The organism is Shimia marina (assembly GCF_001458175.1).
Taxonomy (GTDB): Bacteria; Pseudomonadota; Alphaproteobacteria; order Rhodobacterales; family Rhodobacteraceae; genus Shimia; species Shimia marina.
Window position 1 is genome coordinate 265,236 of record NZ_CYPW01000027.1, and the last position, 12,492, is coordinate 277,727.

At 56.6% G+C, this 12,492-nt stretch carries 11 protein-coding genes; 6 read left to right on the forward strand and 5 right to left on the reverse strand.

Features of this window, described 5'->3' with window-relative positions; translation table 11 throughout:
• Positions 1 to 12 precede the first annotated feature (12 nt).
• Both SHM7688_RS13995 and soxR read right to left on the reverse strand, forming a co-directional pair.
• Complete coding sequence (locus tag SHM7688_RS13995) at positions 13 to 1,200, reverse strand: pyridoxal phosphate-dependent aminotransferase (RefSeq protein WP_058240556.1); 1,188 nt, start codon at positions 1,198 to 1,200, stop codon at positions 13 to 15.
• A 109-nt stretch (positions 1,201 to 1,309) separates the two neighbouring features.
• The gene (soxR, locus tag SHM7688_RS14000; RefSeq protein ID WP_058240557.1) at positions 1,310 to 1,789 is read right to left on the reverse strand and encodes a redox-sensitive transcriptional activator SoxR; all 480 of its coding nucleotides are present in this window, start codon (positions 1,787 to 1,789) and stop codon (positions 1,310 to 1,312) included.
• Between the two features lie 108 nt (positions 1,790 to 1,897).
• Between soxR and SHM7688_RS14005 the strand changes: the two genes are divergently transcribed.
• The 4 genes from SHM7688_RS14005 to SHM7688_RS14020 all read left to right on the forward strand — a co-directional run bounded on the left by SHM7688_RS14005 (position 1,898) and on the right by SHM7688_RS14020 (position 6,474).
• Positions 1,898 to 2,272: a VOC family protein gene (locus tag SHM7688_RS14005; RefSeq protein WP_058240558.1), complete on the forward strand. Its 375-nt coding sequence runs from the start codon at positions 1,898 to 1,900 to the stop codon at positions 2,270 to 2,272.
• A 348-nt stretch (positions 2,273 to 2,620) separates the two neighbouring features.
• Complete coding sequence (cysS, locus tag SHM7688_RS14010) at positions 2,621 to 3,991, forward strand: cysteine--tRNA ligase (RefSeq protein ID WP_058240559.1); 1,371 nt, start codon at positions 2,621 to 2,623, stop codon at positions 3,989 to 3,991.
• Between the two features lie 81 nt (positions 3,992 to 4,072).
• Positions 4,073 to 5,704: a citramalate synthase gene (cimA, locus tag SHM7688_RS14015; RefSeq protein ID WP_058240560.1), complete on the forward strand. Its 1,632-nt coding sequence runs from the start codon at positions 4,073 to 4,075 to the stop codon at positions 5,702 to 5,704.
• A complete protein-coding gene (locus SHM7688_RS14020) occupies positions 5,704 to 6,474 on the forward strand; it encodes a squalene/phytoene synthase family protein (protein ID WP_058240561.1) in 771 nt (256 codons plus the stop codon). The genes cimA and SHM7688_RS14020 overlap by 1 nt, the downstream gene beginning before the upstream one ends.
• Positions 6,475 to 6,535: 61 nt before the next feature.
• Here SHM7688_RS14020 and SHM7688_RS14025 read toward each other — a convergent pair whose 3' ends face one another.
• Entirely contained in the window at positions 6,536 to 7,750 is a 1,215-nt protein-coding gene (locus SHM7688_RS14025) for an MFS transporter (protein ID WP_058240562.1), read from the reverse strand.
• A gap of 184 nt (positions 7,751 to 7,934) precedes the next feature.
• Between SHM7688_RS14025 and SHM7688_RS14030 the strand changes: the two genes are divergently transcribed.
• Complete coding sequence (locus SHM7688_RS14030; RefSeq protein ID WP_058240563.1) at positions 7,935 to 8,567, forward strand: DNA-3-methyladenine glycosylase family protein; 633 nt, start codon at positions 7,935 to 7,937, stop codon at positions 8,565 to 8,567.
• 77 nt (positions 8,568 to 8,644) lie between these two features.
• On the opposite strand, the gene glnA is transcribed toward SHM7688_RS14030, so the two are convergent.
• Both glnA and SHM7688_RS14040 read right to left on the reverse strand, forming a co-directional pair.
• Positions 8,645 to 10,051: a type I glutamate--ammonia ligase gene (glnA, locus tag SHM7688_RS14035; RefSeq protein ID WP_058240564.1), complete on the reverse strand. Its 1,407-nt coding sequence runs from the start codon at positions 10,049 to 10,051 to the stop codon at positions 8,645 to 8,647.
• Between the two features lie 39 nt (positions 10,052 to 10,090).
• Positions 10,091 to 10,429: a P-II family nitrogen regulator gene (locus SHM7688_RS14040; protein ID WP_058240565.1), complete on the reverse strand. Its 339-nt coding sequence runs from the start codon at positions 10,427 to 10,429 to the stop codon at positions 10,091 to 10,093.
• A gap of 174 nt (positions 10,430 to 10,603) precedes the next feature.
• On the opposite strand from SHM7688_RS14040, the gene SHM7688_RS14045 reads away from it, so the two are divergent.
• Positions 10,604 to 12,289 carry a bifunctional ADP-dependent NAD(P)H-hydrate dehydratase/NAD(P)H-hydrate epimerase gene (locus SHM7688_RS14045; protein ID WP_058240566.1) on the forward strand — a complete coding sequence of 562 codons (1,686 nt, stop codon included), beginning with the start codon at positions 10,604 to 10,606 and terminating at the stop codon, positions 12,287 to 12,289.
• Positions 12,290 to 12,492: the final 203 nt, after the last annotated feature.

A 12,492-nucleotide genomic window follows, 5' to 3' on the forward strand; every position in this document is an offset into this window, starting at 1 on the left:
TTCGGTGTGTGGTCAGGAAGCCTTATGCGAGGCGAGGACCTCCGCGTGATCCACAAGTGTTTGTAGTGCTTGCTTAAAACGTTCATCAGCCACGGTCATAGCAACACGAACGTGCCCATGGGCGGATGTGCCAAAGCTTTCGCCGGGCATCGTTGCGATGTGATGTGTGTCCAGAAGGGAATTTGCAAATTCTTCGCCGCTGAGGCCAGTGGCGCGTACATCGAGCATAATGTACATCGCCCCCTGCGCCGGGATCAGACCTACTGTGGACTGAGCGGCGAGAATGTCACTGGCCAATTTGCGGCGACGCCGGAAGGGCGCGGCAACTTCTTCTTCCAGTGGATTGCCTTGAGCCAGAGCAAATACGGCGGCGTCCTGAATGTAGCCCGGCACACCGTAGGTGGTGTGGGTGGCCAGGTTGATCAGATGGGTGATCACCTCTTTGGGAGCGGCGATCCAGCCAATTCGGCTGCCGGTCATGGCATGGGATTTGGACATGGATCCAATCACCAGAGTGCGTTCTGCCATGCCGGGCAGTGCACGCGGGCTGAGATGTGCGCCCTCCCAGACCTGCGTGTCATAGACTTCATCTGAGATCAGCCAGAGATCCTGCTCCTGACAGACCTGCGCAATGGCTTGCAGCGTGTCGCGCTCGTAGATTGTGCCTGTGGGGTTGTTGGGGGTGTTGACCAGCAGCGAAGATGCGCCTTTGATGGCTTCTGATGTGATGTCCTCGGCTCTGGGCTTGAATGCGTTTTCTGCATGGGTGGCAATGGCGACTGGCTCTGCACCCACACTTCGAATGGTGCCGGGGTATGTCGCGTAGTAAGGATCGATGAACAATGCGCGGGTGCCGGGAGAGCAGGTGGCCAGGTGCGCGGCAAAAAGTGCAGATTGCCCGCCCGGGGTGATCAGAATGTTTTCATAGGTGGTCGGCACGCCTGTACGTTCTGCCAAACGCGTGGCGACAGCCTCGCGCAATTCTTGTGTGCCGGGCACCATGGCATAGCCTGTGTGACCACCGCGCGCGGATATATCCATGGCGGAGAGGATGATCGGATCTGTGCGAATGTCATGCTCACCAATGGTGAGTTCAATCACATCCGTGCCCTCGGCAATCATGCGCCGGGCTTTGTAAAAGACATCCCAGCCGTCTGAACCGCCACCGGTGATGTTTGTGATGCGCTGCGATAGTTCCATGTGCCGCACTCCCTTGGTCATTTTGGATGACAGGTGGCAGAGGGGCCTTCGGAAAGTCAAATTCAATGTGGTGATGTGGCCCATTCCGCAGCGTTGCAAGACCTGCCGTTTACTCGGTGGTCGGAGAATCTCCCATCAGATAACGCGGTCCTGTGCCACGACCGCGGGCGCGATCCTCGGGATTGTAGAGTTTGCAGTTTGACAGGCTGAGACACCCGCAGCCTATGCAGCCATCCAATTGGTCGCGCAGCTTGGTCATTTGCGTGATGCGTTCATCGAGTTTTTGGCGAAATTGCTCTGAGATGGTTTGCCAATCCGTTTTGGTAGGTGTGCGATTTGAGGGCAGGCCAGCGAGGGCAGACCTGATTTCGGCAATGGAAAATCCCAAAGATTGAGAGATCATCACAAAAGACAAGCGACGTATATCGGCGCGCTCAAAGCGACGTTGGCCGGTATCTGTGCGGTGCGGATGCACCAGTCTTTCTTCTTCGTAGTACCTGATTGCGGAGGGAGAAAGACCGGTTCGATCTGAGATTTGACCAATTGTCAGGCCGGTTGGACGCAGTCGGAGTGGAGGAATTTTTTTCATTTAGATCTGATTTATAACGATAAATTTCCATTGATCTAAAGTTAACTTGAAGAATTACGCTATGTCTATCGAAAACGAGTGAAGCGAATTTTTAGCAAGGACAAAGCGATGAAACTGGAGCATGTGAACGTAACTGTACGAGACCCTAAAGCCACGGCGGCTCTTCTTTGCGACCTTTTTGATTGGCAGGTGCGTTGGGAGGGGGAGTCCATTCATGGGGGCACCTCTGTCCATGTGGGGGAGGCCGAGAGTTATCTGGCGCTTTATACGCCGCCTGAGGCCATCCAAAATGCCGAGATCAGCTATTACCGCGCAGGGGGGCTCAACCATATCGGGGTTGTTGTTGATGATCTGGATTTGATCGAGGGGCGGGTGAAGGCTGCGGGCTATGAGCCCAAGAGCCATGCCGATTATGAGCCGGGCAGGCGGTTCTATTTTGATGGCCCCGACGCGGTGGAATATGAGGTGATCAGCTATGCTTAGGTTCAGAGATTTGGACTTGCCGCTTGGGCGGCGCACGCGGGCCCGGTTCTGGGTGTTGCCTCGCCAGAAAATCACGCGCGTGCCCCGACAGGGACAGCTATTGGAGCTTGGTCGGCAGCACGCGCTAAGGTGCATTCTGTGCAATTGCGCCTCGTCGGAGATCTAGAGGAAGACGGGCTTGACCCTGGGCCGGAGCCGGCCTAGGGTCGCGGCCATGAACCCCGTATGCACCATCATTATTTGCTGCATTACCCGCTGACATCGTCAGGCGGGCCGTTCTTCTATTTCAAACATGTTTGAGAGTTGGTAAGCCCGCCACGCAACATCCGTGTGCTGAGGAGCCACCTTATGACTGAGATCAAACTGCACAACACGCTGAAACGCACCAAAGAGGTGTTTCAGCCGATCGATCCTGAAAATGTGCGGATGTATGTCTGTGGGCCGACGGTTTATGACCGGGCGCATATTGGCAATGCGCGACCTGTGGTGGTGTTTGATGTGCTCTATCGCCTGCTGCGCGAAGTCTATGGCACCGATCACGTGACCTATGTGCGCAACTTCACGGATGTGGATGACAAGATCAACGCGCGTGCGGCAGAGAGTGGTCGCGAGATTGGCGAGATCACGGCGGAAACCACACAGTGGTATCTTGATGATATGGGCGCGCTGGGAGCGATAGAGCCCAACCACATGCCGCGTGCCACACAGTACATCACGCAGATGATCACCATGATCGAGAAGCTGATCGCGGATGGCTTTGCCTATGCCCATGAGGGTCATGTGCTGTTCCGGGTGCGCAAATATGAGGACTACGGCAAACTGTCTGGCCGCTCTGTGGATGATATGATCGCCGGCGCGCGGGTTGAGGTGGCGAGCTACAAAGAAGATCCGATGGATTTTGTGCTGTGGAAGCCGTCAGATGAGGCCACCCCCGGTTGGGACAGCCCCTGGGGACGGGGGCGTCCGGGCTGGCATATTGAATGCTCTGCCATGTCTTATGAGCTGCTGGGGGCAGAATTTGACATTCACGGGGGCGGAAACGATTTGATGTTCCCCCATCATGAGAATGAGATTGCCCAGAGCTGCTGTGCCAATGGTGGAAAGACCATGGCGAACTACTGGCTGCACAACGAGATGCTGCAGGTGGAAGGCAAGAAGATGTCCAAATCTCTGGGCAATTTCTTCACCGTACGGGATTTGCTGGATCAGGGTTTTGCCGGCGAGGTGATCCGCTTTGTGTTTCTGTCTACGCATTATGGCAAGCCGATGGATTGGACCGCCAAAAAGGCCGCAGAGTCAGAGGCCACGTTGCGCAAGTGGCGGACGCTGACAGCGGGCATTGAACCCGCCGCCAGCGTGCCCGCTGAGGTGCTTTCCTGTGTTGCGGATGATCTCAATACCGCCGGGGCCATTGCGGCGCTGCATGGGTTTGCCAGTGCGGGCGATGCGGCAGCGCTTTTGGCGGGCGCACGGGTGTTGGGGCTGCTGACGGATGAGTTGGGGAATTGGGCGCAGAGCGCGGACCTGAGCCGGTATGAAACTCTTTTGGCGGATACGCGTACGGACGCGATGGCTACCAAAGACTTCTCTGAAGTCGATCGCATCAAGGCCGCTCTTGTGGAGGCTGGCGTGGAAGTGCGCATGGGCAAAGCCGGGGTGGAGCTTCTGCCGGCTGCCGGATTTGATGAGACAAAGCTGGCAGGACTGCTGGACGAATAAATTGCAGGCGCGCGCGGCACGGTGCGCGCCTTTCTTGTTGGGTGACAGCACCCCCCATGAGACACAGCGGAAGGCCAAGCTATGCGCAAGGAACGCCTCTTTCTCTATGACACCACGCTGCGGGACGGGCAGCAGACACAGGGTGTCCAATTCTCCACAGATGAGAAAACACAGATCGCAGCCACGTTGGATGAGATGGGCATTGATCACATCGAAGGGGGATGGCCCGGCGCGAACCCGACTGACAGTGCGTTTTTTGACACCAAACCCCAGCTGGTAGCGACGTTCACGGCCTTTGGCATGACCAAGCGTGCGGGGATTTCGGCGGAGAACGACGATGTGTTGGCGGCTGTGATGAATGCCGGCACTGAGGCCGTTTGTCTGGTGGGGAAATCGCACGACTACCATGTGACCAAAGCGCTGGGCATCAGCCTTGCTGAAAACACAGAGAATATCGCAAAATCCATTGCCTATCTTGTGGCACAGGGGCGCGAAGCTTTGTTTGATGCGGAGCATTTCTTTGACGGCTATAAGGCCAATCCGCGCTATGCTCTGGAAGCGGTCAAGGCCGCCTATCAGGCAGGGGCGCGTTGGGTTGTGCTTTGTGACACCAATGGGGGAGCTTTGCCGCGCGAGGTTTACGAGATCACCAAGGCGGTGATTGCGGCGGGCATTCCTGGTGATCACTTGGGCATTCATACGCATAACGACACGGAACATGCGGTGGCCAACTCGCTGGCTGCGGTGGATGCAGGGGCGCGTCAAATTCAAGGCACGTTGAATGGGTTGGGGGAGCGGTGTGGGAATGCCAATCTGACGACGCTGATCCCGACGTTGCTTCTGAAAGAGCCCTATGCAAGCGCCTATGAGATTGGTGTGAGCCTTGAAAAGCTTGAGGGGCTGACACGGGCAAGCCGGATGCTGGATGATATTCTCAATCGCGTGCCGATGCGGCAGGCGGCCTATGTGGGGGCCAGTGCCTTTGCCCATAAGGCGGGGCTTCATGCCAGTGCAATCCTGAAAGACCCAAGCACCTATGAGCATGTTGATCCTAGTGTGGTGGGAAATGAGCGCATCATTCCGATGTCCAATCAGGCGGGGCAGAGCAATCTGCGCAAACGCCTGGGGGATGCCGGTTTGGATGTTACGAAAGGGGATCCAGCGCTCGGCCTTATTCTCAATCGTATCAAAGAGGCAGAAGCCAAAGGCTACAGCTATGATACCGCGCAGGCCAGCTTTGAGCTTTTGGCGCGTGACGCGCTTGGGCTCAGCGAAGCCTTTTTTGACGTGGAACGCTATCGGGTCATTTCGGAGCGCCGACGCAATGCGCGCGGGGCCACGGTGGTGGAAAGCGAAGCGGTTGTGACCGTGCAATTGCCCAATGGTGAAAAGACCACCAGCTACTACAAAAATAACCACGCCGAAGAGATGAGCGATGAGGGGCCGGTGAATGCGCTCTGGCAGGCGTTGAAGTCTGACCTGGGACCTTATCAGAGTGTGATCGAAGACGTGCGCCTTGTGGATTTCAAGGTGCGCATCACCAATGGAGGCACAGAGGCCGTCACACGGGTGATCATAGATTTTGAGGATGATCAGGGGCGGCGCTGGGCTACTGTGGGGGTGTCGGCAAATATTGTGGACGCGAGTTTTGAAGCCCTGTTGGATGCGTTGAACTGGAAGTTGCTGCATGATGGGGCGCGGGTGATCCGGTGATGGAAGAGGATCTGCAGGCCTGTGCTGGGATCGTTCAGAAAGGGGATCCTGATCGCTTTGCGGCCACGATGGCAGCCAAATCCGCTGCGCGGGATGTGCTTCTGCCGGTTTATGCGTTCAACGTCGAGGTGGCGCGTGCGCCATGGGTGACGCAGGAAAGCATGATTGCGGAAATGCGCCTGCAGTGGTGGCGCGATGCGCTGGCAGAGATCAAAGCAGGCGGCATTGTGCGCAGGCATGAGGTTGTGACGCCATTGGCGCTTATGATTGATGCTGGGGCTGCGGAGGTTTTGGATCAGCTGATCGAGGCACGGCGCTGGGACATCTACAAAGATCCTTTTGAGGATCAGGCCCATCTGGCGCACTACCTTGAGGCAACGGCGGGCGGGTTGATGCAGGTTGCCGCGCAGACATTGGGAGACTGTCCTGCCGATATTGCGCGGGATGTGGGATATGCCCTCGGGGTGGCCAATTGGCTGACCGCGATACCTGCGTTACAGGAGGCCAAACGCGTGCCCTTGGTGGATGGACGGCCGGAAGCTGTGGTGGCCTTGGCTGAGGGGGCTCTTCTTAGGCTACGCCGTGCGCGTGCGCGGCGTGGGGAAGTCAGTCGCGTTTCTGCGCAGGCCTTTTTGTCTGCCTGGCAGGCAGAAGCCGTTTTGCGCCAAGCTTCCAAAGAGCCCTTGCGGGTTGCGGAAGGCCTTTTGGGGATGAGCGAGTTCAGCAAACGCGCAGGGCTCATGCTGCGCGCGATCTCAGGTCGGTGGTAACTGCGCAGCCGTTTGAGCAACTTGGCGACCCTTAAGCACAGGGGCACGACTGCCGCCCGCTTTACGCAGTTTCTTCTGAGGGGCGCAGTACCAGCCAGATCAAAGCGCCACCGGCCAGCATCAGGAACGGAGCCATTGCGAGGTTCACGCTGGTCCAGCCCACGGCAGCACTGCCGCCCGAGCAGTTCATCAGCCCGCCGGAGGCCAGCGAGGCAAAAGTCACACCGCCAAAGACGATCAGATCATTCATGCCCTGCATCCTGCCACGCTCGCTTGGATCATGTGCGCCTGCCAGCATGGTTGTGGCACCGATGAAGCCGAAGTTCCAGCCAACGCCCAGAAGGATCAGGGCGACAAAGAAGTTTTCCAACTCAACGCCCTGAAGAGCGACGGCCCCAGCACCGGCAAGGATCACCAATCCAAGCGCAAGGATCTTTTCGACCCCAAAGCGGGCAATCAGATGGCCGGTGAAGAAGGACGGCAGGAACATTGCAATCACATGTGCCGAGACGATGTTGGCCGCGTCGTCCTGTTCAAAGCCACAGCCCACAACGGCAAGGGGGGTAGATGTCATGACAAGGTTCATCAGCGCATAAGACACCATGGCGCAGATCACTGCGACGGTGATGCGTGGCGTGGTAATCAACTCCCAGCGACTGCGGCCTTTGGGTGTGTTTTCCGACGGCGGCTTTGGTGTTGGGATGTTTATGAAGAAAAACAGAGCGGAGCCCAAAATATTTAAGACAACCACGGCAATATAGGCCCCCATAAAGGGGATGATCATGCTGTCAGAGGTGACTTTGACCAATTGTGGTCCAATGAGGGCTGATAACAGGCCGCCGGCCATCACATAAGAAATTGCCTTGGGGCGGAAAGAGTCAGAAGCTGTGTCGGCGGCAGCGAAGCGGTAAAAGCCCTGTGCGCACATATAAACGCCAGTCAAGAAGGATCCGGCCAGAAAGATCGGAAAGGAGTTGAGGTACAGACCATAGGCCCCAATGGCGCCTCCCAAGGCTCCTCCCAATGTTCCGATCAAAAAGCCCACACGGCGGCCGTATTTCTGCATGATCGCCGAGATAGGTGTCGCAGAGACCATGGAACCAAGAACGATCAGGGAAATCGGCAATGTGGCGAAACATGCATTTGTTGCCAGCGACTGTCCGGCAAGCCCGCCAATGGTAAAGATCATCGGCATCTGCGCGCCCAGAAAAGCCTGAGCGAGAACCAGAATGAATACAGTGCGGCGGGCGCGGGAGTCGTCTACAACTTGGGTCATGCGCCAACCGTTAACGGGTTAAAAAAGCTGCGTCTATAGCTGCAAAGGTCGTAACGTATCACGATTTTTGAATGGGTGTATTTCGCAGGATGATGGTTTTGGGTTTCTTTCAACGACAGCGCAGGTATCTTGAGAGATTCTGTGCGGGTTTTGGGGCGTCGCAGCGAAAAAAGGGAGGGGGGATATGTCGGTTGGGCGGATCATCAAAACGGATGCTTGCATTGCGGAAGGGGCGGCTTGGCTTGCCGAGCAAAATCCACATTTTGCAGAGGCGCTGCGATTGACAGGGCCGTTGCCTTTGCGGCTGCGCCCGGACGGGTTTGACCAACTTCTCAGCGCGATTGTCAGTCAGCAGGTGAGTGTGGCCTCGGCGGCGGCGATTTGGGGTCGGATGCAAGATGCGGGTTTGGTGACGCCGCATGCGATCGCTGGGGCCACTGATGAGGACTTAAAAGCAGCTGGACTCAGTCGACAAAAAATGCGCTACGCGCGAGCCTTGGCCGCGGAAGGCATCGATTTTGACGCGCTGCGCGAATCTCCAAATGAGGTTGTGTTCAAGACCCTGACCAAGGTGAGCGGCATCGGCATTTGGACGGCAGAGATTTATGCGATGTTTTCGCTTGGTCGCGCTGATGTGTTTGCCCCCGGAGATCTGGCGCTGCAGGAAAGCGCGCGGATGCTGTTTGACCTGCCGGAGCGTCCCAAAGAGCGGGCGCTCAGAGAAATGGCGGCGGCGTGGTCCCCGTGGCGGAGCGTGGCCGCACGGCTGCTCTGGGCCTATTATCGGGTGGATAAGGGGCGGGAGGGCATCCGCTAGCATACTGCCTCTCAGTGGGCTTAACAGCAAAAGGGCGCCCTGAGAGGCGCCCTTTCTTTTCACTGTCCCACGAAAGCTTAGCAGCTGTAGTACATGCCGAATTCGACGGGGTGTGGAGTGTGCTCATAGTGCTCAACTTCGCCCATTTTCAGCTCGATGTAGCCTTCGATCTGGTCTTTGGTGAACACGTCGCCTGCCAGCAGGAAGTCATGATCTGCGGCCAGAGAGTCCAGCGCTTCGCGCAGGGAGCCGCAGACGGTTGGGATACCGGCCAGCTCTTCTGCAGGAAGATCATAGAGGTTCTTGTCCATGGCTTCGCCTGGATCAATCTTGTTTTTGATGCCGTCAAGACCAGCCATCAGCAGTGCTGCGAAGCACAGGTATGGGTTGGCAGATGGGTCTGGGAAGCGGGCTTCTACGCGCTTGGCTTTCGGGCTTTCGGTCCATGGGATACGGACACAGCCGGAGCGGTTGCGCGCGGAATAGGCGCGCAGAACTGGTGCTTCAAAACCCGGGATCAGACGCTTGTAGGAGTTGGTCGATGGGTTGGTGAAGGCGTTCAGGGTTTTCGCGTGCTTGAGAACACCACCGATGAAGTACAGCGCTTCCTGAGACAGGTCGGCGTATTTGTCGCCTGCGAACAGCGGCTTGCCGTCTTTCCAAATGGACATGTTCACGTGCATGCCGGTGCCGTTGTCGCCGTAAATCGGCTTTGGCATGAAGGTTGCAGATTTGCCGTAGGACGCGGCCACATTGTGGATCACGTATTTGTATTTCTGCAGCTCGTCGGCCTGTTTGGTGAGCGTGTCAAAGATCAGGCCCAGCTCGTGCTGACAGGACGCCACTTCGTGGTGGTGCTTGTCAGTTTTCATGCCCAGACGCTTCATGGTGGAAAGCATCTCGGAGCGCAGGTCGTGGCTGTCATCGGTTGGGTTTACTGGGAAGTAGCCGCCTTTGATGCCTGGGCGGTGGCCCATGTTGCCCATTTCATATTCGGTGTCGGTGTTCCAGGAACCGTCGATCGCATCGACTTCGTAGGACACTTTGTTGATTTTGTTCTCAAAGCGAACGTCATCAAACAGGAAGAACTCTGCTTCTGGGCCCATGTAGGCCACATCACCGATGCCGGAAGACTTAAGGTAAGCTTCGGCTTTCTCGGCGGTGCCACGTGGGTCACGCTCATAAGCTTCGCCAGTGTCTGGCTCAACGATGGAGCAGTGGATGCAGATGGTTTTCTCGGCATAGAACGGATCTACATAAGCGGAGGTGGTGTCCGGGATCAGTTTCATGTCGGAGTTTTCGATGGATTTCCAACCTTCGATGGAGGAGCCGTCGAACATGAAGCCTTCTTCGAGGAAGTCTTCGTCAACGAGATCCACATCAACGGTCACGTGCTGAAGCTTGCCGCGTGTGTCGGTGAAACGAATGTCGACATAAGCCGCATCTTCGTCTTTGATCAGCTGGAGAACTGCGTCTGCGCTCATTCCCTTAGTCCTTCTGATTGCTTTGAATTCTGGTTGAAATTACAGCGCGTCCGGGCCGGCTTCACCGGTACGGATACGAATGGCTTGTTCTACTGGAGAGACAAAGATCTTGCCGTCGCCGATCTTATCGGTCTTGGCTGCGCCCACGATGGCTTCGATGGCGCCGTCGACCTGATCATCTTCCAGCACAACTTCGATTTTTACCTTTGGCAGGAAGTCCACCACATATTCCGCCCCACGATAGAGTTCCGTGTGACCTTTCTGGCGACCAAAGCCTTTGACTTCTACAACGCTCAGGCCCTGGATGCCAAAATCCTGCAGAGCTTCTTTCACTTCATCAAGCTTAAAAGGCTTGATGATGGCTTCGATCTTTTTCATGTGGAGGCTCCCCCTCAGATGCTTGTTGCATTTCGACAGATCACTTTCATTTGCACGTCACAATTGGATAGGGTGCAAGAGACCATCCGTTGTTTACGGATTGTTTGTGTGTGATTAAAAATTAGGCATAATGGCGCAAAACTGCGCTAAATTGAATCGCGTGGTGATCTGAAAATGAGCGAATTGCTGACCGCTGCCCAAATGCGCGCCATTGAGCAGGCGGCGATTGAGTCGGGTGACGTGACCGGTCTGGAACTGATGGAGCGGGCCGGGCAGGGCGTTGTGGAGGCCATATTTGAGGAATGGCCGGAGTTCGATTGCGTAAGCCAAGACGCTGGGGGGCAGCCCCCAGACCTCCGTCATATTTCTGGCCAAATGAAGCGGGCGGTGGTGCTCTGTGGACCCGGCAACAACGGTGGCGACGGGTTTGTTGTGGCGCGCCTGCTGCATGAGAGGGGCTGGCAGGTTGAGGTATTTTTTTACGGCGATGCCGAGAAGCTGCCACCAGATGCGCGGGTAAATTATGAGCGGTGGTCTGCGTTGAGGGAGGTCATGTCTTGGGGTGATTTACACATACGCGATGCATATGAGGATGATGAAGAGTGTCAAATTCTTGTTATAGACGCCTTGTTTGGTACAGGACTGACACGGATGATGCCAACCGATACGTCTGAGATGTGGTCAGGCTTCATGCCTTCGGCAATGGCCCATTATTCCCAGGTGCGCGGTGCAGACAAGTTTGTGGCAATAGACTTTCCTAGCGGTGTATGTAGTGATAGCGGCAAAGACTTTGGAGCATTGCCGACCCATTTAACCGTTACATTTCATAGCGCCAAACCGGGGCATTACTTAGTTAGTGATGGTGGGAATTACGGTGGCGTTACTGCATGTAATAAGGTTGTCGTGAAAGATATTGGATTGGGGCATGCGGATCTGGGGGATCGAACATCCCGCGAAGCTCTGGTCGCTTTGACGGGAGAAAAACGTATTGGGCGGGTGGTTGCTTCCTTGGTCGAGAGCCCGTCGGCATATCTGGAAAAATGGAGCGAAGAGCACAAATTTTCGCACGGCCATGCTGTGATCCTCTCTGGTGGTCCCGGAAAAACGGGCGCGGCGCGGCTGGCGGCGCGTGGGGCTTTGCGGATTGGGGCTGGGTTGGTCACGCTTGGGGTGCCGCCTGCCGCACAGCAGGAAGTGGCCTGTCAAATTACCGCACTGATGTTGCAGCGCGTGGGCGATGCGCAAGCCTTTGAGAAGGCTCTGGAGGATCAGCGGCTAAATGCGCTGTGTCTGGGGCCGGGGATGGGGTTTGAGCGGGCGCGGGAGCTGGTGCCGGTGGCGCTGCGAAGCCGGCGCGCAACAGTGCTGGATGCAGATGCGTTGAGTGCCTTCTCGGAGGATCCCGAAACGCTTTTTGAGCGCCTACACGAACAAGTTGTTCTGACTCCGCATGGTGGAGAATTTGCGCGTTTGTTCCCAGATATTGCCGCCCAGCTCCACGCGCCGCCAACCAAAGGTCCGGCCTACTCAAAAGTGGATGCGACGCGCGCGGCGGCAGCGCGGGCAGGATGTACGGTATTATTTAAGGGGGCTGATACTGTGATTGCTTCAGCAGAGGGCACTTGCGCTGTTCATGCTGCTGTTTACGATCGGGCGGCACCTTGGCTTGCGACTGCGGGATCCGGGGATGTTTTGGCGGGCTTCATAACAGGGCTTTTGGCGCGCGGATTTGCTCCAAAAATGGCAGCGGAATCCGCTGCGTGGTTGCACGTGGAGTGCGCGCGTGCATTTGGGCCGGGGCTGATTGCAGAAGACCTGCCAGAGATTTTGCCCAAGATCCTGCACAAGTTGGACGGCTGACATGATGTGTGGCACGCGGATTTTGTCGCGGCCAGTTGGGTTTAAATGCACTGGGTTTGCACAGCGATTTTGACACGTTGAGCCATCACACCTCCAAGAGAGGGGCGGTTGCAGACTTGTTTTCAGCGCTGGTGCATTTTCCGCTCGCATCCCATCAGGAGCTTTGCTAAGACGCGCGCACAGTGCGGGTGTGGCGGAATTGG